We start from the raw sequence: 24,439 nt of genomic DNA on the forward strand, positions 1-24,439 counted from the left end.
GCCTTATTCCCCCTGCTTCACGCGCGCGCTGGCGATGCCCAGCGTCTTCAACTGGTCCTGCACGCTGCCCTTGCCGGCCAGATGGCCCGCGCCGACCGCGACGAAGACGGTGCCGGGCTGATCCAGCCGCGCCTTGATCCACTTGGCCCAATTGGCGTTGCGATTGATCAGCAGCACCTGTGCCAGTTCCGGCGTCGCCTTGAGCGAATCATTCATCTCGTCCGCCAGCTTTTCCGGCTGGCCGGTCTGCCAGTGATTGAGCAGGGCGGCGAACTCGCCTTCCATGCCGTCCATGCCGTCGACCGTGGCGTTGAGGAACTGGACCTGCTGCGCCATCGGCAGGTCGGCGAAGAAATTGAGCTGCTGCTCCACCGTTTCCAGCGCGCCGACCTTCTTGTCGGCCTTCTCGGCGGCGGCGCGCAATATCTTTTCCGCGCCGATGTCGGACTGGTAGCCCAGCTTCTGCAGCGGCGCGACCGACAGGATCATGCCGGCCATCCAGGGATTGAATGCCTCGAACGACTGCCAGGGCACCCCGGCCGCCACCATCGCCGCGCGATATTTCTGCGCGGCGTCGGGCGCGAGGCGGGTGGACAGGGCGACCCGGTCGGTCGCCATCGCCTTGCCCGCCATCATCTGCGCCATTTCGCCGGGATTTTCCGGCTCGATGATTTCCAGCACCAGTTCGTCCGATGCGTCGAACGCCTGCTTCACCCCGCCCTTGAACCAGTCGATCCCCGGTTTCAGCACATGGACCGTGCCGAACAGATAGATGGTCGTGTCGGCGTCCTTCACCTGCCACAGGGCAGGGGCGACGTTGACAGCGATGTTGACGGGTTCGCGGGCGGCGAGGGGCTGGGCCTGGCCCCAGGCGCCGAGCAGCAAAAGTCCCGCGGCGAGCCAGCGGGACGGGAAGGCGGTCAGTCTCATATCCCTTCCATGCGGGCGCCGGGCGCGCAGGGCAAGCGGCTTAACCCTGTTCGACGCGGCTTTTCCTTGACCCTTGGCCCGCGCTGCGCCAAGGCGCGGCCGACCATAATCTGTCATTATTGCAAGGACCACCGGTGGCCGAGGGCAAAGCGCTTTCCTTCCAGGACCTCATTCTCACCCTGCACGCCTATTGGGGCAAGCAGGGTTGTGTCATTCTTCAGCCCTACGACATGGAAGTGGGGGCGGGGACATTCCACCCGGCAACCACGCTGCGCAGCCTGGGCCCCAAGCCCTGGAACGCGGCCTATGTCCAGCCCAGCCGCCGTCCGACCGACGGCCGCTATGGCGAGAACCCGAACCGGCTGCAGCATTATTACCAGTATCAGGTGATCATGAAGCCCAGCCCTGCGAACCTGCAGGAGCTGTATCTGGGCAGCCTCAAGGAAATCGGCATCGATCCGCTGGTCCACGACATACGCTTTGTCGAGGATGACTGGGAAAGCCCGACGCTGGGCGCCTGGGGGCTGGGCTGGGAAGTCTGGTGCGACGGCATGGAAGTCACCCAGTTCACCTATTTCCAGCAAATGGGCGGCTATGACTGCAAGCCGGTCGCGGGCGAGCTGACCTACGGCCTCGAACGCCTGGCCATGTATATTCAGGGCGTCGACAGCGTCTATGACCTGAAGTTCAACGACCAGGGCGTCACCTATGGCGACGTGTTTCTGGAAAATGAGCGGCAGATGTCGAAATGGAATTTCGAGGTCGCCGACACCGAAAAACTGTTCCGCTGGTTTAAGGACTGCAAGGCTGAATATGACCAGTGCATCGCCAATGATGTGCCGCTCGCGGCCTTCGAGCAGGCGATCAAGGCCAGCCACACCTTCAATCTGCTTCAGGCGCGCGGCGTGATCTCCGTGCAGGAGCGCGCCAGCTATATGGGCCAGGTCCGCGACATGGCGAAGGGTAGCTGCGAAGCGTGGATGAAGACCAACGGATGGACCGCCTGATGACCGATTTCCTCCTTGAACTGCGCTGCGAGGAAATCCCCGCGCGCATGCAATTGAAGGCGTCCGATGATCTGGCCCGCCTCTTCACCGAAGAACTGGCCAAGGCCGGGCTCAAGCCCGCGTCGATCGACAGCTTCGTCACGCCGCGCCGCCTGGCGCTGATCGCCCGCGACCTGCCGCTGGAAACCGCGGCGGTCAGCGAGGAGTTCAAGGGCCCCCGCACCAGCGCCCCGGCGCAGGCGCTTGAAGGCTTCCTGCGCAAGACCTGCCTGATCCAGGAGCAACTGGAGGATCGCGACGGCGTCTGGTTCGCCGTGGTGAACAAGCCCGGCCGCGCCACCACCGACGTGCTGGCCGAAGCCGTGCCGGCAGTCATCCGCGCCTTCCCCTGGCCCAAGTCGATGCGTTGGGGTGCGGCCAGCGCCACCACCGAAAGCCTGCGCTGGGTCCGCCCGCTGCAGGGCATCATCGCGCTGCTGGGCGGGGAAATCGTGCCGCTGTCGATCGAAGGGATCGAGGCAGGCCGCGAGACGATGGGGCATCGCTTCCATTCGACCGGCACCATCAGCATCGACGGCGCCGACGACTATGCCGACAAGTTGCGCGCCGCCTATGTCATCGTTTCGCATCAGGAGCGTCAGGCGATCATCGAGGCGAGGGCCGGCGAGGCCGCTGCGGCCAAGGGCTATAGCGTGATCGAGGACAAGGGCCTGGTTGCGGAAAATGCCGGCCTCACCGAATGGCCGGTGCCCTTGCTGGGCGATTTCGATCCGGAATTTCTTGAGGTTCCGCCTGAAGTCATTCAGCTAACCCTGCGTATAAACCAGAAATATTTCGTTCTGCGTGACGCGACGGACAAGCTCGCCCCGGCCTTCATCTGCACCGCCAATATCCAGGCGAAGGATGGCGGCGTGGCGATCGTCGCCGGCAACCGCAAGGTGCTGGCCGCGCGCCTCAGCGACGCCCGCTTCTTCTGGCAGCAGGACCGCAAGACCCCGCTCGCCGATCAGGCGAAGAAGCTCGGTCGCATCACCTTCCATGAGAAGCTGGGCACCGTGGCCGACAAGGTCGAGCGCGTCGCCAAGCTGGCCGAATGGCTGGCGCGCGAAGGCATCGTGCCGAACTGCGACCCGGCGCTGGCGCGCCAGGCGGCGGAACTGTGCAAGGCGGACCTCGTCACTGAAATGGTCGGCGAATTCCCGGAATTGCAGGGGGTTATGGGCGGCTATTATGCCCGCGCCGAAGGCCTGCCCGACGCCGTCGCCGATGCGATCCGCGACCATTATAAGCCGGTCGGGCAGGGCGATGACGTCCCCACTGCGCCGGTGACGGTGGCGGTCAGCCTGGCGGACAAGCTGGATACGCTGCGCTCCTTCTTCGGCATCGATGAAAAGCCGACCGGTTCGCGCGACCCGTTTGCGCTGCGCCGCGCAGCACTGGGCGTGATCCAGATCGTGACCGCCAATAGTCTGCGTATGCCGGTTGCAGAGGGCGACCTGCTCGACTTCTTCGCCGACCGCCTCAAGGTCCAGCAGAAGGAAGCCGGCGTTCGTCATGACCTGATCGACGCGGTGTTCGCGCTGGGCGGCGAGGACGACCTTGTTCGCCTGCTCGCCCGCGTGAAGGCGCTCCAGTCCTTCGTCGCGACCGATGATGGTGCCAATCTGCTCGCGGGCTACAAGCGCGCCGCCAATATCCTCAAGAAGGAAGGCGTGGAGCAGGCGGAGGCGATTTCGCTTTCCTATGAACCCGAAAAGGCGGAAGCTGATCTGATCGCTGCGCTCGATGCGGCGGAACCGCAGGCGGCACAGGCTGTCGCGGCCGAGGAGTTCGAGGGCGCCATGGCTGCGCTCGCGACGCTCCGTGCGCCGATCGACGCCTTCTTTGAGACCGTGACGGTGAATGATGCTGATCCGGCGAAGCGCACGACTCGCCTCGAGCTGCTGGCGCGGGTCCGTGATGCAGTGCACAATGTCGCCGACTTTTCGAAGATTACAGGATAAGGAAACGAAATTCCAAAATCTGCGGGAAATATGCGAAGTTAAGCGGGATAAGTCCTATCCCCTAATGGCTTGAGCCGCTAATTGCGGCATTATTATTGCAACGCACAACTCGGCAATCAGTGCAGGGAGAGCCGGTATATGGTTATGACGGAAGAGGCCCAGATGAGCACCACTTCGACGCGCTATGTTTATCGTTTCGGCGGTGGCGTGAACGACGGGGGCAAGGGCGACAAGAATCTGCTGGGCGGCAAGGGCGCGAACCTTGACGGCATGGCCGCGATCGGCCTGCCGGTGCCGCCGGGCTTCACCATCACCACCGAAATGTGCACCCGCTATTATACCGATGGCGGCGTCTATCCCGAAAGCCTGAAGGCGGAAGTCGCCAATGGCATCGCCCATATCGAGGCGGTCACCGGCAAGAAGTTCGGCGACGCTGCCGATCCGCTGCTGGTCTCGGTCCGCTCGGGCGCGCGCATCTCGATGCCGGGCATGATGGACACGGTCCTCAACCTCGGCCTCAATGACGAGACCGTGCTGGGCCTGGCCGCCGCATCGGGCGACGAGCGTTTCGCCTGGGACAGCTATCGCCGCTTCATCCAGATGTATTCGGACGTGGTGCTCGAACTCGATCATGGCGCATTCGAGGAAGCCCTTGAAATCGCCAAGGAAGATCAGGGCTACACGCTCGACACCGAAATGACCGCCGACGACTGGAAGGCGCTGGTTTCGGAATATAAGGCGCTGGTCGCCAAGCTCTGGAACAAGCCCTTCCCGCAGGATGTCGCCGACCAGCTCTGGGGCGCGATCTCGGCCGTGTTCGGCAGCTGGCAGGCGGACCGTGCCAAGGTCTATCGCCGCCTGAATTCGATCCCCGGCGACTGGGGCACTGCCGTCAATGTGCAGGCGATGGTGTTCGGCAATATGGGCGACACCTCGGCCACTGGCGTCGCCTTCACCCGCGATCCCGCGACCGGCGAGAATGCCTATTATGGCGAATATCTGATCAATGCCCAGGGCGAGGACGTCGTTGCCGGCATCCGCACCCCGCAATATCTCACCAAGCAGGCGCGCGAGCGGGCAGGGGCCAAGCCGCTGTCGATGGAAGAGGCGATGCCTGAAACCTATGCCGAACTGGCACGGGTGTTCGACATCCTCGAAACCCATTATCGCGACATGCAGGACATCGAGTTCACGGTGCAGCAGGGCAAGCTCTGGATGCTCCAGACCCGCTCGGGCAAGCGCACCGCCAAGGCTGCACTCAAGATCGCGGTCGAAATGGCCAGCGAAGGCCTGATTAGCGAAGAAGAAGCCGTCGCCCGCGTCGATCCCGCCGCGCTCGACCAGCTTCTGCACCCGACCCTCGATCCCAAGGCGCCGCGCGATGTGCTGACCAAGGGCCTGCCGGCCTCGCCGGGCGCGGCCAGCGGTGCGATCGTGTTCGATGCCGACACCGCCGAGCGTCGCAACGAACTGGGCGACGCCGTCATCCTGGTTCGCGTTGAAACCAGTCCGGAAGATATTCACGGCATGCACGCGGCCAAGGGCATCCTGACCGCGCGTGGCGGCATGACCAGCCACGCCGCCGTGGTGGCGCGCGGCATGGGCCGTCCCTGCGTCTCGGGCGCGGGCAGCCTGTCGATCGACAACGCCAACAAGATCCTGCGCATCGGCAGCCGCGAGTTGAAGGAAGGCGATATCCTGACCATCGACGGCGCCACCGGCGAAGTCATGGCGGGTGAGGTGCCGACCGTGCAGCCCGAACTGGCCGGCGACTTCGGCATCCTGATGGCCTGGGCCGACAAGGTCCGTCGCCTGAAGGTGCGCGCCAATGCGGAAACCCCGCTCGACTGCCAGACCGCACGCGACTTCGGGGCCGAAGGCGTGGGCCTGTGCCGGACCGAGCATATGTTCTTCGACGCGGCCCGCATCACCGCCGTGCGCGAAATGATTCTGGCCGACAGCGAGAAGGGCCGCCGCGTCGCGCTCGACAAGCTGCTGCCTGAACAGCGGGACGATTTCGCCCAGATCTTCATGGTGATGGCCGGACTGCCCGTGACCATCCGCCTGCTCGATCCGCCGCTCCACGAATTCCTGCCGCATGGCGAAGCGGAGTTCGAGGAAGTGGCCAAGGCGGCGGGCGTCGGGGTCGAGGCGCTCAAGCGTCGCGCCGCCGAACTGCATGAATTCAACCCGATGCTGGGCCATCGTGGTTGCCGTCTGGGCGTCACCTATCCCGAAATCTACGAGATGCAGGCCCGCGCCATCTTCGAAGCCGCGCTGATCGTGAAGGAACGGAGCGGCGAAGCGCCGATCCCCGAAGTCATGATCCCGCTCGTCGCGACGAAGAAGGAGCTGGAACTGATGAAGGCGATCGTCGATCAGGTCGCCAAGGATGTGTTCGCCGAGCAGGGCGCGTCGGTCGACTATCTGGTCGGCACGATGATCGAACTGCCGCGCGCCGCGCTGAAGGCTGGCGAGATCGCCGAAGTGGGCGAATTCTTCTCCTTCGGCACCAACGACCTGACCCAGACGACGATCGGCATCAGCCGTGACGACGCCGGCCGCTTCCTGACGCAATATGTCGACAAGGGCATCTTCGCCCGCGATCCGTTCGTCAGCATCGATGTGGAGGGCGTAGGCCAGCTCATCGAACTGGCGGCCGAACGCGGCCGGGCGACCCGCCCTGGCATCAAGCTGGGCATCTGCGGCGAACATGGCGGCGATCCGGCATCGATCGCCTTCTGCGAGCAGACCGGTCTCGATTATGTCTCGGCATCGCCCTATCGCGTGCCGATCGCCCGCCTTGCTGCGGCGCAGGCCGCTCTGGCGAAGAAGTAAGAGGAAAGGGCGGGAGGCAACTCCCGCCCTTCTTCGTTACAAGGGGTCAGGCTTGGCCGGTGAGGCGGCTCAGTAGGCCAGGTTTTTCGCCCCGATCCAGATCATGCGCCTGGCCGCGCCAGTCCTCATGCGCGATCGTGCCGGGCTTGAGCCCCAAGCGGGCTTCCAGCGTCGCCTCCTGTTCGCCATTCAGCGCCGCGATCTGGCCATAGCGATGATAGCCCGCCTCGTTGAGCGCGACCTCCTGCGTCTGGCTGATGCCGTTGATCCGGCTGAGGTCATCGCGGCCATGCACGCCGCCGGCTACGGCGGTGGCCGTGCCGGGGCCGATCGGCGCGGACTGGCGCTCCAACTCGGCGATCCGTTCATTGGCGGCATTCAGCCGCGCATCGCGATCCCGGATGGCATGATGGTGGGCGCTCTGCTCCTCGCGCCACAGGCGCTTATATTTGCCCCGGCCGCTCATCATCAGGCCAAGAACCAGTCCGGCCAGCAGCGCCACCAGCAGCAGCGCAATTTCATTGGGTGTGAAGCTCATGTCGGCATCCTTTCCAGCGTCGAAACGATCAGCCCGCCGGGAAGTTGCCGAAAACGCCCGTCGTTCGGGCATTGTCGAAAAAAGTGAAAGAAAGTGCTTGCCAGCACCGCCGGACGCTTCTAACAGCGCCACTCCAACGCACCCGTAGCTCAGCTGGATAGAGCATCAGACTACGAATCTGAGGGTCGGACGTTCGAATCGTTCCGGGTGCACCATTTTCCTTCATCGCTGAACGATCGAACGCAACTCACTGTAGTTGCTTTAGATTTTGCTGCGTCAATCGGCATTGACGCCGGGCGCGATCTGGCGAAGCATTCCATCATGCGTACGACATTGGGCATCTGCACCCGCAAGGCACGCTATGCCACGGAGGAGGAGGCATGGGCTGTCGTCCATCGTGCATCCATCGTCCTGCGGCCTTATCGCTGTGCGCTGTGTCGCCAATATCATCTGACCAGCCGGACCAAGGGCATGCGGCTGCGGCCACCCTATCGGGAATGACCGATCGGAGGCCAAAGTGGCTTCCAGAATATTTTCCCTGCCGAAGTCAGCATGCTAGGATCGGTGCATCGTTCGACATGCGGGGAATATCCATGGTCTGGATCGCACGCCTCCTTCTGTTCATTCCGTCGCTGATTGCGGGCTGGTTCGTGTCGCAGGAAGATCCGCGCTATTGGGTGATTGCGCTGGCGATCGGCCTCACTTTCCTCGCGCTGGGCATCATTGCCGCCATCTACATCCCGATTCTCCATCCCTGGCCGCGTCGCAAGCAATAGGCGGCGAAGGACAAGTCCCGGAAATACGGGCTTTTGTCGGCGGTTTTCGCATAAATTTCACATTGATGATTTTAGGGGTTGCCAGATCAGCCGGGCCCTTATATCTGCGCCTCCACAACGCACCCGTAGCTCAGCTGGATAGAGCATCAGACTACGAATCTGAGGGTCGGACGTTCGAATCGTTCCGGGTGCACCATTCCTTCACAGGAATAAAATGGACCGGAAACCGCAAGGTTTCCGGCCCATTTGGCGTTCTGGAGCTGGGCGCTCAGCCGAGTGCCAAGGCGACGATCGCGTCGATATCCAGATGCTCTTCCAATTGCGCGGCGATCGCATCCAGCGCCATGTCGACCGACTGGTCATAATCCGCCACGCCGCCATCAGCGCCCAGCCGGGCAAGCAGGGCAGCGCGCAGCGGGCTGCTGGCGAGCAGGCCATGGACATAGGTGCCCATCACCCGGCCGTCGGCGCTGATCGCGCCGTCTGCATTGCCGCCAAGGCGTGCGAAGGGCCGGTCGCTGTCGGGGCCGGCCGTTTCGCCGATATGCATCTCATAGCCGCCAAAGACGGCGCCCAGCGCCACGCCCTCGACCCGTTCCAGCCGTTTGCCCGCCGACAGTCGCGTCTCGACGTCGAGCAGGCCCAGGCCCTCGACCGTGCCGGCCGGTCCCTCGATGCCGTCGGGATCGGCGATATGGTGCCCCAGCATCTGATATCCGCCGCAAATGCCGAGGATCGCGCCGCCGCGGCGATGATGCGCCAATATGTCGATGTCCCAGCCTTGTGCGCGCATGGCCGCCATGTCGGCGATCGTCGCCTTGGAGCCGGGCAGGACGATCAGCGCGGCCTCGGCGGGTATCGGCTGGCCGGGCGGCACCATGCGCAATTCCACGCCGGGATCGAGCTTGAACGGGTCGAGATCGTCGAAATTGGAAATGCGCGGCAGGATGGGGCAGGCGATGATGGTGCGCTCGGTTCCGGATTGTGCTGTCCGCTCCAGCACCACCGCATCCTCGCTGGGCAGGCGGGCGGTCGCCTCCAGCCAGGGTATAACACCAAAGCCGCGCCAGCCCGACAGCGCTTCGATCTGGCGATAGCCGTCTTCGAACAGCGCGGGGTCGCCCCGGAACTTGTTGATCAGAAAGCCGCGGATCATCGCGGCATCCTCCGGGTCGATCACGGCCCTGGTGCCGACGATCGCGGCGATCACGCCGCCCCGGTCGATATCGCCGACCAGCAGAACCGGCACGTCGGCGGCACGGGCAAAGCCCATGTTCGCAATGTCGCCAGCGCGCAGGTTGATTTCGGCCGGTGATCCGGCGCCTTCAACCACGACGATATCGCATTGCGCCTTCAGTCGCTCATAGCTTTCCAGCACGGCACCCAATAATTGCCCGCGCGCACTGCGGAAATTTCCGCTACCCAGCGTTCCGCGTACCTGGCCATGGACGATCAACTGGGATGTCCGGTCGGCCTGGGGCTTCATCAGCACTGGGTTCATGTCGGTATGCGCCTCGACCCCGCAGGCGATCGCCTGCAGCGCCTGCGCGCGGCCGATCTCACCACCGTCGACCGTGACGGCGGCATTGTTCGACATATTTTGTGGCTTGAACGGCCGGACGCGATAGCCCCGGCGGAGCAGGGCGCGGCATAGCCCCGCCACCAGCACCGATTTGCCGACGTCCGATCCGGTTCCTTGCAGCATGATTGCGCCCATGGCCTGTTCCTGCAAGCCGGCGGCAATGATGGCAAGGGCTTAGCGCATCAGGCGACCAGGGTCGGCATCCCGCAGCGCATCTGGTGGACCTTGACCGTCGCGGTGCCCAGCTTCACGCCGAGGATGGCGGTGAGGTTGCTGAGCAGGTCGTCCAGGATGGGCGCGGTCGTACCGAGCAGGCCCGCAACCGGCGAAATCAGGGGGCTGAGAGGTAGCGGCAGGCCTGCCAGCGTCACCGTGACCTTGGTCTGGTTGGCCAGGCTGGAGGCGACGCCCTGGGTCAGATCCTGGGTGCTGACCGTCTTGCTCTGCTGCCCGGAAATATCGCTGGGCGTGAACAGCACATTCTGCTGTGTCACGCCGCCCAGCGCGATATTGGCATAGGCATGGACCTGGGTCAGCGATCCAAGGACGGAAGCGAGCGTTGCGGTGCGCGGATTGGCGGGCGTCGAGAAATCGGTGAGCGCGGTTTCATCGACGTCACCGATCACCGCCGTGCCGATCGACGGCTTGACCGCCAGCGTCACGCCGTTGTTGATGGCACCCTGATCGCAGACGATGTTCGACAATTGCGCTTCGGCCGATGCCAGTTCGACGTAGAGCGGGATGCGGATCGTCGCGATCCCGGTCAGCAGGGTGGCGACCCGACTTTCCAGGAAGATGCGTGTCTGCGCCGTGCGCAAAATGAAATTCTTGTCGTTGGTGATGCTGATCAGGGGGGTGCTGGCCTGGCCGGTGCCGGTGATGAGCTTCAGCCGCGTGCTGGTGAGGCCGGGCACATTCAGGGTCAGGTCGAGCGGCACGGCGGTTGAGGATGGCGGGCTCAACACCATGCGCAGCATCGAAAAGGAGTCGAGCAGCAGGCTGGGCTGGCCGGTCGAGCTGCCGGTGCCCTTCATTGGTCCCAAGTCGATGACGTCGCTCAACTTCACGTTCTTGCCCGGCACCTTGGCGCCGATATTGCGGAGCAAGGCGGCCGTGCCGCTATTGTCCGCAGTGTCGGCGATGGCGCCGATGACATCGGACAAGGGAATATTGGCACCGAATAGCTCGCCATAGGCGGCGTCATTGCGTCCGGTGCGAACCTTGAGCGCGTCCGCGAAATGGAGCAGGTCGACGTTCAGGCTGGCCAGGCCCTGATAGTCCATGACAGACAGATTGAGTTCCGTCCCGGCAAGAGCCGACAGCAGCATGTTCGGCAGGCCGCCACTGAGTGACGCGAGACCCGTGCCGATGGAGAAGGCGGCGGCGTCCGAACGCGCAGCCGTGGCGTGCGCGCGCACATCGACACCATCCTTGCCGACCAGCAGGCGGCCGAAGAACAGGGGGGTGCGTCGCTGGACCTCGACCTGGATCGCGCTGGCACGCGGGTCGCCCGATACGAAACGATTGCCGACCGCGACTGCGCTGTTCTGGTCATAATAGCCGGTCTGAACGGCGACCAGCGACACGCCTGAAACGCCGCTCTTGGTCAGCAGGGCTTCGGCGGCCGATCGCCCGCCGCTGCTGGCCGCTAGTGCGGCGGCATCGGCTACGCCCTGCAACTGGCGCTTGGCAAGATAGACCGAACCCAGGTCGACAGCGACTGTGGCGGCGCCGGCAAGCATGAATAGCGATCCCGCCAGCAGAACGCTGATGCCACCGCGCTTGTCGGTGAGTAGGCGACGGATGCGATAGCCCGGCCGGCTCATGATGCGATCCGCACGACGGCGCTCCGCTGGATCTGGGTTGCGGGCAGCGGGAAGATGGCGGCGGAGAAGAAGGGGGCGTTGCTGAGATTATAAGTCAGTGTGACCGTATAATAGCCGCTATTCGAATTGGCCGCGACACCGATCGTCTGCGCCCCCGGCAGAGGAAAGGATGGACGGCTGGCATTGACGCTTTCGTCGACCAGCGCCCTACGCTCGGTCGCGGTCATGCCGGCCACGGCCGCGCGTGCCGCGTCATTGGCCGCCTGCTGCAGGCTATGGGCCGTCATCAACCAGCCGCCATAGAGCAGGACGCCGAGCAACAGGACGATCATCAGGGGAAGGGCGAAGGCGGCTTCGACAAGCACGCTGCCACGCTCATGACGGGAAATGGCCTGGCCTAGTGGGGCGAGGCGAAGCACCGCATGGAGAGGATGGTTCCGCATAACACCCCAATACGGGCGCAACATTCAAAAAGCGGTATGCGAAATTCGCGCACGTTTTGTGCGAATTATGTAAATCCGAAGCAGCGTTTTCGGGGCTTTTCGGACATTTCGGGAAAATACTGAACGGTCTACACGGACAAATCCGCTTTGACCGCTGGATTTTACATCATTGGGGTCCGGCTTGGTCATTTTCGCTCAAGCAGGGCGGGGTCATCACCAACACGACACCCTCCGTTCCGTAGGTGCCGCGCAACTGAACCAGCGCGCCCTCCATGGGCAGCAAGGCGCCGCCATTGGTGAGCAGATTTGCCTGGACCCGGCGGTCGCCCTCGCCGCGCAGCACGGCTTCCAGCTCCTGACGGAAATGCGCCCGCTGTGGCAGGGCGATGAGGTCGGTCATATAGGCGTTGATCAGGCGGGCTTCGGGCAGCCCGACCAGGGTGCAGATGGTGGCATCGACATATTCGATGAAACCCCTGTTGGAGAGGCGGGCATAGCCGACGCCGCCATGGATGCCCATCGCCTTTAGAATGGCCGATTTGACGTCGGCCAGGCGATGGCGCTGCACGTCCGACGTGATGTCGCGCAGCAGCAGGCCGATCCCGTCGGCGAAGGGAAAGGTTTCGACGTGGAGCCAGCTATCGTCGCGGAAGGGAGATGGAATATCCGCAGCGCTGATTTCGCCGGACACCTGGCTATGCCGGGCATGCGCCTCGGTCAGCGTGCCGACCAGTTCGGGCAGCGCATCCCACAGCATCTGGCCTTCCAATCGGCGGTCCCAGCGCCGTGCCATGGCCAGCGCGACCGGATTGATCAGGTCGATGCGAAAATCGGCGCGGCACAGGATCAGTCCCTGGGCCATGCGCACGGCCAGTTCGCGTAATCGATCCGGATTCTGGTCGAACTCGTCCTGGCTGGCCAGCGCCTTGAACCGGTCAAGGCCCATGAACACATGGGTTTCTCGGCCATGATGGGTTATCAGCAGGGGGTGTCGCGCACCGATCTCGCGCCAATGAGCGAAGTTGCGGACCAGTTCCGCTGCGGTGACACTTCGATCGCTTATGTCGTCCGGCATGGTTTGACCCTCTCCCAAATCTGGGCCTCAGGGAAACAGACGCTGGCCAACGGGCGGCGGCTACGTAATATCCCTTATGTGCGGCAAACCGGTGCTACTTTGCGAGCAATGGTGTTCAGGCAGTATCAAGAGCCGTAACTGCGCTGAAGTTCCAGGGCATCGAGCATTTTTCCGCCCGCCATGAAGACGGCGCCGGAGCAGGCGAGGGCGAGCAACTGGCCGCCGACGCCGGGATATTGATGCATATAGACGACCCCGCGCTCGCTGGCGCCCAGCGCAAGCGCGTAGATCACGAGAAAAGCCTCGAACTTGGTCTTGATCGTGAAGAGGCGTTTGATCCGTTCCATCAGACTCATCCGAGGCTTTCGTCCATCTTCTAAGGCATTAAGTCGCCCGAAAGTTGCAAATGGTCAACAAGGCTTAACCATGATTGTTCGATCCGGGCAATAAGGCGTGTGTCGGACAAGTCGTCGGGCGCAATGGTTTCGGGCCAATAGTCCGAAACGATGCGGGCGATTTCATCCAGGCGTGCCTCATCGACCAGGAAACGCGGGTCGATGTCCTTTGTATCCGCGACCACGCGCAACCGCAGGCAGGCGGGGCCGCCGCCATTGGCCATGGACTGACGCACATCGACGGGGATCAGGCGGCGGATCGGGCCATTGCCGGCAATCATCTGCTCCAGCCAGGTCCACACGGCCGGAACCGCCTGCGCCTCGCTTGGCAGGATCAGCGCCATGGTGCCGTCGGGCAGGGTGACGAGCTGCGCGTTGAACAAATAGCTCTTTATTGCGTCGGCCAGGCTGACGGCGCTGGCAGGCACTTCGACGATCTCGACCGATGGCAACAGCCTGCGCAGCGAGGCGTAGAAGGCCTGCTTGTCGGCAAAGGCCTGTTCATGGGTGAAGAGGACGCGTTCATTGGCGACGGCGACGACGTCATTGTGGAAGGCGCCGGCGGCAATCGCCTCCTGTGACTGCTGCACGAACAGGGTACGGGCCGGATCGAGGCCGTGGATGCGGGCTACGGCCTTGCTGGCCTCGACATGCTGGCGGGCGGGGAAGGGGCCGCCCGACTGGCCATAGACGAAGACCTCGACGCCCGGTGCGCCATGGCTGTCGCACAGGCGCATATGATTGGCTGCGCCTTCGTCGCCAAAGGGGGCGGGGATGGGGCCATGCACCGCAAAGGCGCGGGTGTCGGAAAAAGCGAGGCGCAGTTGCGCCAGCGTCTGGGGCCATTCATGGCTGCGATGCGCCATGGTGACGAGATTGGCGACGGTCAGGTGGGTGCGCCCGTCGGCCGTGTCTGCGGCGGGTGAGACGGTCGCGGCATTGGCGGCCCACATGGACGAGGCCGACATGGCGGCGGCGCGGATATGCGGATCGGCATTGCTGATGTCGGTGCCAAGGGTCGCGAGCCAGGCGCCGTCAGGACGCCATTGCGGCAGGAAAATACCCTGGGCAAGGCCGAGGCGCAGGTTGCCGCGCATCTTCTCTATCCCTTGCAGGGCCGCTGCACGGGGGTGCGATACGGCGCCGGCATTGCGGGACGAGGCCAGATTGCCAAGGCTGAGACCGGCATAATTATGGCTGGGGCCGACCAGCCCGTCGAAATTGATCTCGCGCACGCTCATGCCCGCCCCGCCATGGTGAATGCCTGTCCGACGTCCAGTTGCAGCAGCACGGCGCTGGCTGCGTCGAGCGAGATGCTGCCATCCTCGCCCTCCTGCACATAGCCATAGGTGCAGCGATAATCGGCCAGCAGGCCGGTCGATACCAGCATCTTGTCGCCGCCCTTGTCGTGGGTGGCCGCCAGCGTCACGTCGCGTGCCTGGGCTACGGTGCGGAGCTGGTCGATCTGGCCCACCATGGTCGGGCCGCCATCGAAAATGTCGACATAGCCGGCATTGGTGAAGCCCTCGGTCTCCAGCATCCGCATCGCCGCGCGGCCATTGGGGTGGGGCAGGCCGATCACGGCACGGGCGCTGTCGGTCAGCATCGCGGTGTAGATCGGCGTCTTGGGCATCAGGTCGGCGATGAACTGGTTGCCGTTGACGGCGTTGAACTCGTCAGCCTCCTGGAAATTCATGCCGAAGAAACGGCCGGCCAGACCATCCCAGAAGGGCGAGCCGCCCGCTTCGTCGATCACGCCGCGCAATTCGGCAATCACCCGGTCGCCGAAGCGATCGCGATGGTTGCGGATGTAGAGATAGCGGCTGCGCGCGAGCAGCAGGCCAAGTCCCTCGGCCCGTTCGCGCGGGTGGAGGAAAAGGCCGCCGACTTCGGTCGATCCTTCCAGATCGGTCGTGAGCGAGAGCATCTGCGCGCGGAAAGTGCGGGCCAGTTCCCGGCTATGCTGGGTCAGCACGCCCAGGCGATAGGAGTAAAAGGGCCAGCTTTGCCCCACCGTGCTGAAGATCTGGCAGGTGCCACGCACCTGGCCGGTCTGCGCATTGACCAGCACCAAGACGATCAGATCATCCTTGATCCCGCCATTCTGCCGGCTGAGCGCTTGTTCGGTGCGCTCCAGCTTGGCGGTCAGGGCAGCGCGATCGGGCGGCAGGTTGGTGAAGCCACCGCCGGTCAGCTTCGCCATTTCATATAGGGTCTGAAGGTCGTCCGCTCGCGCGGTGCGCATGTAGAAACTCAAAAGGCGGTCCTCTCTCTCAATATTGTCCTTGGGCGATCCGCAGCAGCGCCAGCGCGGACAGTTGCGCGCGCTCGGCCAGGCTGTCGCTGATCAGAAATTCGGCGTCGCTGTGGATGCTGCCGCCGCGCACGCCCATGGTGTCGACCACCGGGACGCCACAGGCCGCGATGTTGTTGCCGTCGCACACGCCGCCGGTGTCACGCCAGCCAATGTCGAGGCCGAGTTCCGCGCCGCAACGCCTGACCAGGCCGAACAGCCGCTCGGCCTTGGCATCCATGGGCTTGGGCGGGCGACCAAAGCCGCCATGGAGATGCAGGCTGACACCATGGTCGCGGGCGACATCGGCCATGGCCCGATCCAGCAGGGCGCGGGCCGCGATTTCATCGTCCGGCGTGCGCGGGCGGAAATTGACCCGCAGCACGGCATGGTCGGGCACGACATTATTGGGGCTGCCGCCGTCGATCTTGGCGGGGTTGCAGGAAAAGCCTGTGCCGCTGCCGGCCTTCAGCCGCAAAGCAAGGTCGGCGGCCGCGAGCAGGGCATTGCGGCCATCGTCCGGATTGCGACCGGCATGGGCGCTGAGGCCGGTGACGATGATCGAGAAATTGCCGCTGCCCGCCCGCGCGCCGGCCAGTGTGCCATCGGGCAGGGCCGGTTCATAGGTGAAGGCGGCGCGCTTGCCGGCTGCGGCCTGACGGAGCAGGGCGGCGGAGGAGGGGCTGCCGACTTCCTCGTCGCTGTTGATCACGACTTGATAGCCGAGCGTCCGGGTTGCCACGCTATGCTCGATGGCCGTCAGGGCGGCGAGCATGACGGCGATGCCGCCCTTCATATCGGCGACGCCGGGGCCGTTGAGAATGCCGGGTTCCAGCCAGCGGAGCGCCTGGAAAGCATGATCGGCCGGGAAGACCGTATCCATATGGCCCGTCAGCAGCAACTGGACCGGCGCATCGGGGCGGACGGTCAGGCGAAGATGCTGACCATGGCGGATCACCGATATCCGGCCGTCGGGCGCCACGGTTTCGACCGGATCGGGGTCGATCAGGTCGATCGCGCCCGGCAGCACCGAAAAGGCATCGGCGAGCGTGGTGGCCATGGTGGCGAGCCCGGTCAGGTTGCGCGATCCGCTGTTGATGCTGGCCCATGTCTCGACCTGTGCCAGCATCGGCGCGGCGGCGGCCTGCTCCAGCAGGGCGGTTTCAGGGGCTGTTACGGGCGGGTGGATGCCGTTCATCCCGGAGGTCTATCAGAGCGCGGGCGCCTGCTCCACCCCGATCAGAAATCGTAGCTGAGGGTCAGGCGGCTGAGCGTGTCGAAATCGCGCGCGGACAGCAGGGTCTCCGACTCATACTGCACCGTGTAGGACAGGCCAGCGGACAGGCGTGTGCTCACCTTGGTTTGCAACTGTGTCAGGGAATTGACTGAAAACACGTCGGTTTCCGCGTATCCTGCGGCAGTCTGCTTGAAGGTGACATTGGGTGCCAGACGCCAGGCCAGGTCCATGGATGCACGCGCGCCCAGCTTGGTTTCGCGTGGTCCGATCACATATTTGGCATGACGGACGGACGGGCCAACATCGAGCGACAGGTCGATCGGTTTGCTGACGATCACCTTGTAACCGATGCCGGCCGAGGCGGTGTAGCGTTCGTCATAGCCGATCGAGGGGTCGCGTTCGAACTGGGTCAGGCCATAGGCGAAGCCGCGCGGATCAAACTGGTAGCGCGGTTCATAGCTGGCGGTGTAGCGTTCGCGCGAGGTGACGCCATTGGCACGGCGATAATCGACCGTGGCGCTGAGCTTATGGCTCCATTCCAGCCCTTCGCGCTTGACCTGCGCCGCGGCGCTGATGCCGATTTCACTGGTTGAACCGGTCGAGCGGAAGCCGCCGGCCTCCAACTTGCCGGTCCATAATTCGGTGAAGCGCGCCTCGCGAATCACCGTGTCATGGGTCGCCTTGGTCCGTTCCTTCCAGCTGTTGACCATCTGCTGGATCTGGTCGGCCGATTGCGGATTGGTCTGCTTGGCGATCTTGGCGACGGTCGCGATTTCCGTCTCATTGCCATTGGCAATCGCCGCCTCCAGCATTTCGCGGACGGACGGCGGCAGCAGCGCAGGCGCATTGGCCCAGGCCTGGGTGGCAAAGAGGAAGGGCAGGATAGCCAGACAGTGACGCATGCCGCTGTCATAGCGAACCGACAGGGGATTTTAAGCCCCCATCAGATCAAGTCGTGGAATTCCTGCAATATGTCGCGGTAAAGCTTGCGCTTGAACGGCACGATCAGTTCCGGCAGCGTTTCGGGCGCGGCCCATTTCCATTCGCGAAATTCGGGATGCTTGGTCTGGATATCGATGTGACTGTCCTTGCCCAGAAAACGGGCGAGGAACCAGATCTGGCGCTGGCCACGATATTTGCCGCCCCACAGCTTGCCGATCAGTTCGGGCGGCAGGTCGTAGAAATGCTCGTCGCGGCTCTTCGCGATGATGTCGACATGTTCGGGCGTGATGCCGGTCTCTTCGCCCAGTTCGCGCAGCGCCGCCGTCTTGGCGTCTTCGCCGTCGTCGATCCCGCCCTGCGGCATCTGCCAGGCTTCCACCACATTATCGAGGCGCTGGCCGACGAAGACCTTGCCCGCCATGTTGACCAGCATGATCCCGACGCACGGCCGGTAGTTCAGTTCTGCATCATTCGGCATCGACGCCATGTCTTCCCCTGCATCGCTGCAGCCATGGCCGGTTGGCGGCGCATGGCATAGTGTTTCGGCCGCAGAATAAGCGGCGCAGATGTCCGCGTCCATTGGCAGAATCGACATTCGTCGGATTTGTCGGGCATCTTCCGAAAGGGGACGCAAAAATCATTTGGAACCGGGGAACTGGGCAGGCATTGGGCGATCATGCCATCCCCCACCATAATCTGGTTCCGGCAGGATCTGCGCCTTTCGGATCAGGCGGCGCTTGCCGCCGCCGCGCAGGCCGGCCCGGTCATTCCGCTCTATATCCTTGATGATGAAAGCCCGCGCCAATGGGCGATGGGCGGCGCATCCCGCTGGTGGCTGCATCACAGCCTTGCCAGCTTGGACGAGCGACTGAGGGCCAAGGGATCGCGGTTGATCCTGCGGCGCGGCCGCTGCGCCGATGTGCTGGCGCAGATGGCACAGGAAAGCGGCGCGCAGGTCGTGCATGCGATCCGCCATCATGAACCCTGGTGGCGCAACGCCGAAAAGGCGGTGGCAAGGCAGATCGACCTGCGGCTTCATGACGGCGGACTGTTATTGCCGGTGGAGGCGGTGCGGACGGGTGGCGGGACGCCCTATCGCATCTACACGCCCTTTTCCCGTGCGGTGATGCTGCACATGCCGCCCGCACCACCGCAGCCCGCGCCGCAGCGGATCGAAGCGCCATCGCACTGGCCGACGAGCGACCGGCTGGAGGATTGGAAGCTGCTGCCGTGCGACCCGGACTGGGCCAGCGGCTTCCCTGCCGACTGGTCACCGGGCGAAGAGGGAGCAAAGCGCTATCTTGACAGTTTTCTGGGGGAGGTCGGCGACTATGCCGTCGCGCGCGATCTGCCGTCGCAGGAGGGAACGTCCCGCCTGTCCCCGCATCTCCATTTCGGGGAGATTTCGCCAGCCAAGGTCTGGCATCGGGTGGCGCAGGCGCCGGGGGACGCGACCGTCTATCTCAAGGAACTGATCTGGCGCGACTATGCGCATAATCAGGTCTGGGCCTTGCCGACCTATGGATCGGAAAATGCCCAGCCGGCCTTCGATGTCATGCGCTGGCGCGATCTGCGCGAGGCGCGGGGTGACTGGGCGGCGTGGAAACGGGGGCAAACCGGCTATCCGATCGTCGATGCCGGCATGCGCCAGCTCTGGCAGACGGGCTGGATGCACAATCGGGTGCGGATGATCGCGGCCAGCTTCCTCATCAAGCATCTGCTGATCGACTGGCGCCATGGCGCGCGCTGGTTCTGGGACACGCTGGTCGACGCGGATTATGCCAATAACAGCGTCAACTGGCAGTGGGTGGCGGGCAGCGGCGTCGATGCCAATCTCTTCACCCGGATCATGGCGCCGCTGACCCAGTCGGACAAATTCGATGCCGCCGATTATATCCGCCAATGGGTGCCGGAACTGGCGGATCTGGACGATCGCGTCATCCATGATCCGGATTCTCATGGGGTTAGGCCAGCATCCTATCCCGAAAAGCGGATCGGCCATCGCGAGGGTCGCGAGCGCGCGCTAGCGGCCTATCGCCAGATGAAGGGGTGATTGCAGCGGCGCGCGGCATGGGGCAGAAAGAGGCCCGATGAATGCAGTCGATCCCCGTCGCGGCAAGGCCGCATTGTCGATCCGGCGCCCGCCGGCAGACCGGACGCCGGGATGGCGGGCGCGCCTGTTCGCGCCGCTCTTCCATCGCCTGCTCGATCGTATCGACCAGGGATTGGAGCAGGGCTCGCTGGATGCGGCTTTGCCGGACGGCACGCGCCGGCTATTGGGCGGACGGTCGCCGGGGTTCGACTGTGTTGTGGACCTAGTCGACTGGCGCGCCTTGGTGCGACTGGCGATGGGTGGCTCGGCGGGCTGGTATCGCGCCTGGGCGGCGGGCGAGTGGCGCAGTGCCGATCCGGTGCCGCTGTTCGCATTGTTCATGGCCAACGCCGTATCGTTGGGGCGCGTCGCGCGACCCCATGGACCGGCCCGTTGGGCAGGACAAGTGCTGCACTGGGCGCGCCGCAACAACCGTAACGGCTCGCGCCGGAACATCGCCTTCCATTATGATCTGGGCAATGACTTCTACAGCCTATGGCTGGACAAGAATATGCACTACTCCAGTGCCTTGTTTCTCAATCCTGAGGATCGGATCGAAAGTCTGGAGCGGGCGCAGCAGCGCAAGGTGGACGCCCTGCTGGAGCGGCTGGACCTTCGTGACGGGCAGGCGCTGTTGGAAATCGGATGCGGCTGGGGCGGCCTTGCCGAACAGGCGATGGAGCGCTGTTCCATCCAATATGACGGGCTGACCCTGTCCGTCGAGCAGGCCGATTATGCGCGCGATCGACTGGGATCGGGCGCGCAGATCCATCTGACCGACTATCGCGACGCGCAGGGGCAGTATGAGGCCATCGCCAGCGTGGAAATGGTGGAGGCGGTCGGCCAGCATTATTGGCCCGATTATCTAGATGCGGTCGCGCGCCTGCTGAAGCCCGGCGGCCGCGCCGCGATCCAATATATTTTGATCGACGATGCAATCTTCGATCATTATGCGCGCGGCGCGGATTTCATCCAGACCTATATTTTCCCCGGCGGCATGCTGTTATCCGAAAGTCGCTTTCGGACGTTGGCGCAGGAGCGCGGGCTGGAATGGCGCGATGCGCGTCACTTTGGCGGCCATTATGCCGAAACGCTGCGCCGCTGGCGCGAGCGGTTCGATCGGGCGATCGACGAAGGACGATTGCCGGCCAGTTTCGACCAGCATTTCGTCGGCTTGTGGCGCTATTATCTGATGTATTGCGAAGGCGGTTTCCGGGGCGGCACCATTGATGTCGCCCAGGTCACGCTGGCAAAGCCGGCCGCTTAACCCTCGACGCGCAGGCGGTGGCCGTTCGGCGCATCGCTCAACACCAGATCATGGATGGCCCTGGCGACCGTCTCCGGCCCCTTGAGCGTTGCCGGATCCTCGCCGGGGAAGGCGCGCGCGCGCATCGCGGTGCGGGTGGCGCCGGGATCGACGATATGGGTGCGGATGGCGGAGATGTTCTTCATCTCCTCGCCATAGGCGCCGACCAGCGTTTCGAGCGCCGCCTTGGACGCGCCATAGGCGCCCCAATAGGCGCGCGGCGTGGCGCCGACCGAGGATGTCAGCGCGATCACCCGTGCATCGGTGCTCGCCCGCAGCATCGGGTCGAAGGCCGCGATCAGCGCCTGGGGCGCAGCGATGTTGAGCATCAGCAGCCGGGCAAATTCCTTGGCATCGATCGCCGGAACCGATGCCAGAGAGCCAAGTGTGGCGGCGTTGAGGACGAGGATGTCGAGTGCCTTCCAGCGGCCCGAAATGGCCTGGGCCAGGCGGCCGATGCTTTCGCCGTCGATCAGATCGAGCGGCGCGATGGTCGCGCTGCCGCCGGCCTGATGAATGCGGTCTTCCACCTCTTCCAGTCCGCCGCCGGTGCGCGCGGTCAGGATCACATGGGCACCGGCTGCGGCAAGTGCCTCCGCCGTCGCGGCGCCGATCCCACGGCTGGCGCCGGTGACGAGCGCAAGTTTTCCGAACAGCGGCAAGGTATCAGACATCGGCTCTCCGTTCGCCCCGACCGATGCCGGGTGTCGTAGTGGGAAAAGGAAGGGGCGGGGTCGTGCGACCCCGCCCGGTCGGGCCTTGCCCGTGGATCAGGAGACCCGTTCTGCCAGCAGTTCGAACTGGTTTTCGACCACGGCTTCATCCTGGTCGGTGAGCTTGGTCGGATAGTCGCCGGTGAAGCAGGCGTCGCAATATTGCGGACGAATGTCGGCCCGCTTCGCCTCGCCCAGCGCCTTGTACAGGCCGTCGATCGAGATGAAGGCCAGGCTGTCGGCGTGGATGAAGTCCTGCATGCCGCCAATGTCCAGCTTGTGCGCCAGCAGCTTGGTGCGCTCGGGCGTATCGACGCCATAGAAGCAGCTATGCTTGGTCGGCGGCGAGGCGATGCGCATATGCACTTCGGCCGCGCCCGCTTCGCGCATCATCTGCACGATCTTCAGCGAGGTGGTGCCGCGCACGATCGAGTCGTCGATCAGCACGATGCGCTTGCCCTGGATGAGGGCGCGGTTGGCATTATGCTTCAGCTTGACGCCGAGATGGCGGACCTTGTCGCCCGGCTGGATGAAGGTGCGGCCGATATAGTGCGAACGGATGATGCCCAGTTCGAACGGAATGCCCGATTCCTGCGCATAGCCGATCGCTGCCGGCACACCACTGTCGGGCACCGGGATGACATAGTCGGCCTCGACCGGATTTTCGATCGCCAGCTGCGCGCCGATCGCCTTGCGGACCGAATAGACGCTGGAATTGTCGATGATCGAATCGGGGCGGCTGAAATAGACATGCTCGAAGATGCAGGGGCGCGGATGCACTTCGCCGAACGGGCGGATCGAGCGCATTTCGCCATCCTTGGTGACGATGACGAGTTCGCCCGGATCGATCGAGCGGACATAGTCGGCGCCAACCACGTCGAGCGCGACGGTTTCCGAAGCGAAGATGATCGAATCGCCCAGCTTGCCCATGACCAGCGGGCGGATGCCCAGCGGATCGCGGCAGGCGATCATACCCTCTGGCGTCATAACGATCAGCGAATAGGCGCCTTCGATCTGCTTCAGCGCGTCGATGAACTTGTCGAGCAGGGTACGATAATTGGACGTCGCGACCAGATGAATGATGACTTCGGTGTCCGAGGTCGACTGGAAAATGGAGCCGCGGCGGATCAGTTCGCGGCGAACCTTCATCGCGTTCGAGATGTTGCCGTTATGGGCAACCGCGAAACCGCCGGAATTGAGTTCGGCATAAAGCGGCTGGACGTTGCGTAGCGAGGTTTCGCCGGTGGTCGAGTAACGGACATGGCCGCAGGCCGTGTCGCCGGGCAGGCCCCGAATCACCTCGTCGCGGTCGAAATTGCCGGCGACATGGCCCATGGCACGATGGGTATGGAAATCATGCCCGTCCCAGCTGGTGATGCCTGCCGCTTCCTGCCCGCGATGCTGCAGGGCGTGAAGGCCGAGCGCTACCATCGCGGACGCGGTTTCTGCGCCAGATACGCCAAAAATGCCGCATTCTTCGCGCAACTTGTCGTCGTCGAAAGGATTCGTCGTAATCATGGGTGTGAGCGGGTCCATTGCCGTTCCTGACCACCCCTCTGGGGCGACCTTTCGCGCGCATATAGTCCCTCCCGCTCGATTTGTCGCCTGCCTGTAACAAAAAAGCGTGGTCAATCGTGGCAACGCTGCGTTTTGCTGGCTTTTCCATGGGCTAAACGGCCACTGGCGTTGGCGTTCGGGTGTCGCTAAGAAACCTGTACTCATGCACCGTTTTGCCAATCCCGCCCGCTTCCTGAAGATCGCTCGTCCGATGACGAGCTGGCTGTTCTGGCCCGGCCTTGTGCTGCTGCTGGCCGGCTGCGCTTCGGGCCTGTTCCTGACGCCAGCAGATTATCTGCAGGGCGATACGGTGCGCATACTCTATATACATGTGCCGGCCGCGTGGCTGGGCATGGCGGGCTGGACCGGCATTGCCGTGTCCGGGCTGATGCAACTGGTGTGGCGCCATCCACTGGCTTCCGTGGCCGGACGCGCGATCGCGGCGCCGGGCGCGCTGTTCACCGCCATCTGCCTGATGACCGGTTCGATCTGGGGGCGACCGACCTGGGGCACCTGGTGGGAATGGGACGGGCGCATGACATCCATGCTGGTCCTGCTCTTTCTCTATCTGGGCTATATTGCCCTGGCCAGCGCCTCGGCGCGGCAGGGGCAGGGCGGGGTTAGCCCGGTGACCGCGATCTTCGGCCTAGTCGGCGCGATCAACATCCCGATCATCAATCGGTCGGTGGTCTGGTGGAACAGCCTGCACCAGGGGCCGAGCATCACGATGCGCGGATCGAGCATCGACGGATCTATGCTCTGGCCGCTGGGCCTGACATTATTGGGTTTCACCTTGTTGTTCGCCGCGATCGTACTGATGCGGATGCGGGCAATATTGGCACAAAATAAGGTCGAGGCGCGGATGCAGCGCCTGACGAGAGGGTAG

Annotated in this window: 22 protein-coding genes and 2 tRNA genes; 10 read left to right on the top strand and 14 right to left on the bottom strand. The window is 64.0% G+C overall.

Going from position 1 to position 24,439, the window contains the following annotated elements; all coding sequences use genetic code 11:
• Window positions 1-3: 3 nt before the first annotated feature.
• On the bottom strand, window positions 4-930 hold the full coding sequence (locus N6H05_RS15215; protein WP_284110312.1) for a TraB/GumN family protein: 927 nt from the start codon (window positions 928-930) through the stop codon (window positions 4-6).
• Between the two features lie 134 nt (window positions 931-1,064).
• On the opposite strand from N6H05_RS15215, the gene N6H05_RS15220 reads away from it, so the two are divergent.
• From N6H05_RS15220 to ppdK, 3 genes are all read left to right on the top strand, one after another.
• Window positions 1,065-1,937 (top strand): glycine--tRNA ligase subunit alpha, encoded by an 873-nt coding sequence (locus N6H05_RS15220; RefSeq protein WP_284110313.1) that lies wholly within the window; start codon window positions 1,065-1,067, stop codon window positions 1,935-1,937.
• Window positions 1,937-3,940, top strand: a complete 2,004-nt coding sequence (gene glyS / locus N6H05_RS15225) for a glycine--tRNA ligase subunit beta (protein ID WP_284110315.1) — start codon at window positions 1,937-1,939, stop codon at window positions 3,938-3,940. The genes N6H05_RS15220 and glyS overlap by 1 nt, the downstream gene beginning before the upstream one ends.
• Before the next feature lie 138 nt (window positions 3,941-4,078).
• Window positions 4,079-6,778 (top strand): pyruvate, phosphate dikinase, encoded by a 2,700-nt coding sequence (ppdK, locus tag N6H05_RS15230; protein WP_136187349.1) that lies wholly within the window; start codon window positions 4,079-4,081, stop codon window positions 6,776-6,778.
• 46 nt (window positions 6,779-6,824) lie between these two features.
• Here the strand turns inward: ppdK and N6H05_RS15235 are convergent, their stop codons facing one another.
• Window positions 6,825-7,316, bottom strand: a complete 492-nt coding sequence (locus tag N6H05_RS15235) for a helix-hairpin-helix domain-containing protein (RefSeq protein WP_284110318.1) — start codon at window positions 7,314-7,316, stop codon at window positions 6,825-6,827.
• Between the two features lie 138 nt (window positions 7,317-7,454).
• On the opposite strand from N6H05_RS15235, the gene N6H05_RS15240 reads away from it, so the two are divergent.
• The 4 genes from N6H05_RS15240 (at window position 7,455) to N6H05_RS15255 (ending at window position 8,288) form a co-directional block, all read left to right on the top strand.
• Window positions 7,455-7,531 (top strand) — tRNA-Arg (locus N6H05_RS15240).
• A gap of 106 nt (window positions 7,532-7,637) precedes the next feature.
• The gene (locus tag N6H05_RS15245; protein WP_069336950.1) at window positions 7,638-7,817 is read left to right on the top strand and encodes a hypothetical protein; all 180 of its coding nucleotides are present in this window, start codon (window positions 7,638-7,640) and stop codon (window positions 7,815-7,817) included.
• A gap of 92 nt (window positions 7,818-7,909) precedes the next feature.
• Window positions 7,910-8,092, top strand: coding sequence for a hypothetical protein (locus N6H05_RS15250; protein ID WP_004207302.1), 183 nt, complete (start codon window positions 7,910-7,912; stop codon window positions 8,090-8,092).
• Window positions 8,093-8,211: 119 nt separating this feature from the next.
• Window positions 8,212-8,288 (top strand) — tRNA-Arg (locus N6H05_RS15255).
• Between the two features lie 72 nt (window positions 8,289-8,360).
• Here N6H05_RS15255 and N6H05_RS15260 read toward each other — a convergent pair.
• From N6H05_RS15260 to N6H05_RS15305, 10 genes are all read right to left on the bottom strand, one after another.
• On the bottom strand, window positions 8,361-9,809 hold the full coding sequence (locus N6H05_RS15260) for a cobyric acid synthase (protein WP_284110320.1): 1,449 nt from the start codon (window positions 9,807-9,809) through the stop codon (window positions 8,361-8,363).
• A gap of 47 nt (window positions 9,810-9,856) precedes the next feature.
• Entirely contained in the window at window positions 9,857-11,500 is a 1,644-nt protein-coding gene (locus tag N6H05_RS15265; protein WP_284110321.1) for a TadG family pilus assembly protein, read from the bottom strand.
• The gene (locus N6H05_RS15270; RefSeq protein ID WP_284110323.1) at window positions 11,497-11,865 is read right to left on the bottom strand and encodes a TadE/TadG family type IV pilus assembly protein; all 369 of its coding nucleotides are present in this window, start codon (window positions 11,863-11,865) and stop codon (window positions 11,497-11,499) included. The genes N6H05_RS15265 and N6H05_RS15270 overlap by 4 nt, the downstream gene beginning before the upstream one ends.
• 244 nt (window positions 11,866-12,109) lie before the next feature.
• Complete coding sequence (locus tag N6H05_RS15275; protein ID WP_284110325.1) at window positions 12,110-13,018, bottom strand: type II toxin-antitoxin system Phd/YefM family antitoxin; 909 nt, start codon at window positions 13,016-13,018, stop codon at window positions 12,110-12,112.
• 125 nt (window positions 13,019-13,143) lie between these two features.
• The gene (locus N6H05_RS15280; protein WP_029547748.1) at window positions 13,144-13,365 is read right to left on the bottom strand and encodes a hypothetical protein; all 222 of its coding nucleotides are present in this window, start codon (window positions 13,363-13,365) and stop codon (window positions 13,144-13,146) included.
• Window positions 13,366-13,394: 29 nt separating this feature from the next.
• Window positions 13,395-14,654 (bottom strand): N-succinylarginine dihydrolase, encoded by a 1,260-nt coding sequence (locus N6H05_RS15285; RefSeq protein ID WP_284110326.1) that lies wholly within the window; start codon window positions 14,652-14,654, stop codon window positions 13,395-13,397.
• Window positions 14,651-15,670, bottom strand: coding sequence for an arginine N-succinyltransferase (locus tag N6H05_RS15290; RefSeq protein ID WP_284110327.1), 1,020 nt, complete (start codon window positions 15,668-15,670; stop codon window positions 14,651-14,653). The genes N6H05_RS15285 and N6H05_RS15290 overlap by 4 nt, the downstream gene beginning before the upstream one ends.
• A gap of 16 nt (window positions 15,671-15,686) precedes the next feature.
• Window positions 15,687-16,904 carry a hydrolase gene (locus tag N6H05_RS15295; RefSeq protein WP_284110328.1) on the bottom strand — a complete coding sequence of 406 codons (1,218 nt, stop codon included), beginning with the start codon at window positions 16,902-16,904 and terminating at the stop codon, window positions 15,687-15,689.
• 41 nt (window positions 16,905-16,945) lie between these two features.
• Entirely contained in the window at window positions 16,946-17,845 is a 900-nt protein-coding gene (locus N6H05_RS15300) for a DUF481 domain-containing protein (RefSeq protein WP_004207293.1), read from the bottom strand.
• A gap of 41 nt (window positions 17,846-17,886) precedes the next feature.
• Window positions 17,887-18,372: an RNA pyrophosphohydrolase gene (locus N6H05_RS15305; RefSeq protein ID WP_284110330.1), complete on the bottom strand. Its 486-nt coding sequence runs from the start codon at window positions 18,370-18,372 to the stop codon at window positions 17,887-17,889.
• A gap of 189 nt (window positions 18,373-18,561) precedes the next feature.
• Between N6H05_RS15305 and N6H05_RS15310 the strand changes: the two genes are divergently transcribed.
• Window positions 18,562-19,938 (top strand): cryptochrome/photolyase family protein, encoded by a 1,377-nt coding sequence (locus N6H05_RS15310; protein WP_284110331.1) that lies wholly within the window; start codon window positions 18,562-18,564, stop codon window positions 19,936-19,938.
• 37 nt (window positions 19,939-19,975) lie between these two features.
• Entirely contained in the window at window positions 19,976-21,244 is a 1,269-nt protein-coding gene (locus tag N6H05_RS15315; RefSeq protein ID WP_284110332.1) for an SAM-dependent methyltransferase, read from the top strand.
• On the opposite strand, the gene N6H05_RS15320 is transcribed toward N6H05_RS15315, so the two are convergent.
• Both N6H05_RS15320 and purF read right to left on the bottom strand, forming a co-directional pair.
• Complete coding sequence (locus tag N6H05_RS15320) at window positions 21,241-21,957, bottom strand: SDR family NAD(P)-dependent oxidoreductase (protein ID WP_284110333.1); 717 nt, start codon at window positions 21,955-21,957, stop codon at window positions 21,241-21,243. The two genes, N6H05_RS15315 and N6H05_RS15320, sit on opposite strands and share 4 nt — an antisense overlap.
• A 96-nt stretch (window positions 21,958-22,053) precedes the next feature.
• Window positions 22,054-23,514 (bottom strand): amidophosphoribosyltransferase, encoded by a 1,461-nt coding sequence (gene purF, locus N6H05_RS15325; protein ID WP_284110334.1) that lies wholly within the window; start codon window positions 23,512-23,514, stop codon window positions 22,054-22,056.
• Between the two features lie 202 nt (window positions 23,515-23,716).
• Here purF and ccmC point away from each other — a divergent pair, with 202 nt between their 5' ends.
• A complete protein-coding gene (gene ccmC, locus N6H05_RS15330; protein ID WP_284110335.1) occupies window positions 23,717-24,439 on the top strand; it encodes a heme ABC transporter permease CcmC in 723 nt (240 codons plus the stop codon).

The organism is Sphingobium sp. WTD-1, assembly GCF_030128825.1.
In the GTDB taxonomy this organism is placed as follows: Bacteria; Pseudomonadota; Alphaproteobacteria; order Sphingomonadales; family Sphingomonadaceae; genus Sphingobium.

Excerpts from the sequence above, each read along its gene's own strand:
- N6H05_RS15215 (WP_284110312.1), bottom strand. The coding sequence starts at position 930 with ATGAGACTGACCGCCTTCCCGTCCCGCTGGCTCGCCGCGGGACTTTTG.
- glyS (WP_284110315.1), top strand. The coding sequence starts at position 1,937 with ATGACCGATTTCCTCCTTGAACTGCGCTGCGAGGAAATCCCCGCGCGC.
- ppdK (WP_136187349.1), top strand. The coding sequence starts at position 4,079 with ATGGTTATGACGGAAGAGGCCCAGATGAGCACCACTTCGACGCGCTAT.
- N6H05_RS15235 (WP_284110318.1), bottom strand. The coding sequence starts at position 7,316 with ATGAGCTTCACACCCAATGAAATTGCGCTGCTGCTGGTGGCGCTGCTG.
- N6H05_RS15245 (WP_069336950.1), top strand. The coding sequence starts at position 7,638 with ATGCGTACGACATTGGGCATCTGCACCCGCAAGGCACGCTATGCCACG.
- N6H05_RS15250 (WP_004207302.1), top strand. The coding sequence starts at position 7,910 with ATGGTCTGGATCGCACGCCTCCTTCTGTTCATTCCGTCGCTGATTGCG.
- N6H05_RS15260 (WP_284110320.1), bottom strand. The coding sequence starts at position 9,809 with ATGGGCGCAATCATGCTGCAAGGAACCGGATCGGACGTCGGCAAATCG.
- N6H05_RS15265 (WP_284110321.1), bottom strand. The coding sequence starts at position 11,500 with ATGAGCCGGCCGGGCTATCGCATCCGTCGCCTACTCACCGACAAGCGC.
- N6H05_RS15275 (WP_284110325.1), bottom strand. The coding sequence starts at position 13,018 with ATGCCGGACGACATAAGCGATCGAAGTGTCACCGCAGCGGAACTGGTC.
- N6H05_RS15280 (WP_029547748.1), bottom strand. The coding sequence starts at position 13,365 with ATGGAACGGATCAAACGCCTCTTCACGATCAAGACCAAGTTCGAGGCT.
- N6H05_RS15285 (WP_284110326.1), bottom strand. The coding sequence starts at position 14,654 with ATGAGCGTGCGCGAGATCAATTTCGACGGGCTGGTCGGCCCCAGCCAT.
- N6H05_RS15295 (WP_284110328.1), bottom strand. The coding sequence starts at position 16,904 with ATGAACGGCATCCACCCGCCCGTAACAGCCCCTGAAACCGCCCTGCTG.
- N6H05_RS15300 (WP_004207293.1), bottom strand. The coding sequence starts at position 17,845 with ATGCGTCACTGTCTGGCTATCCTGCCCTTCCTCTTTGCCACCCAGGCC.
- N6H05_RS15305 (WP_284110330.1), bottom strand. The coding sequence starts at position 18,372 with ATGGCGTCGATGCCGAATGATGCAGAACTGAACTACCGGCCGTGCGTC.
- N6H05_RS15310 (WP_284110331.1), top strand. The coding sequence starts at position 18,562 with ATGCCATCCCCCACCATAATCTGGTTCCGGCAGGATCTGCGCCTTTCG.
- N6H05_RS15315 (WP_284110332.1), top strand. The coding sequence starts at position 19,976 with ATGAATGCAGTCGATCCCCGTCGCGGCAAGGCCGCATTGTCGATCCGG.
- N6H05_RS15320 (WP_284110333.1), bottom strand. The coding sequence starts at position 21,957 with ATGTCTGATACCTTGCCGCTGTTCGGAAAACTTGCGCTCGTCACCGGC.
- purF (WP_284110334.1), bottom strand. The coding sequence starts at position 23,514 with ATGATTACGACGAATCCTTTCGACGACGACAAGTTGCGCGAAGAATGC.
- ccmC (WP_284110335.1), top strand. The coding sequence starts at position 23,717 with ATGCACCGTTTTGCCAATCCCGCCCGCTTCCTGAAGATCGCTCGTCCG.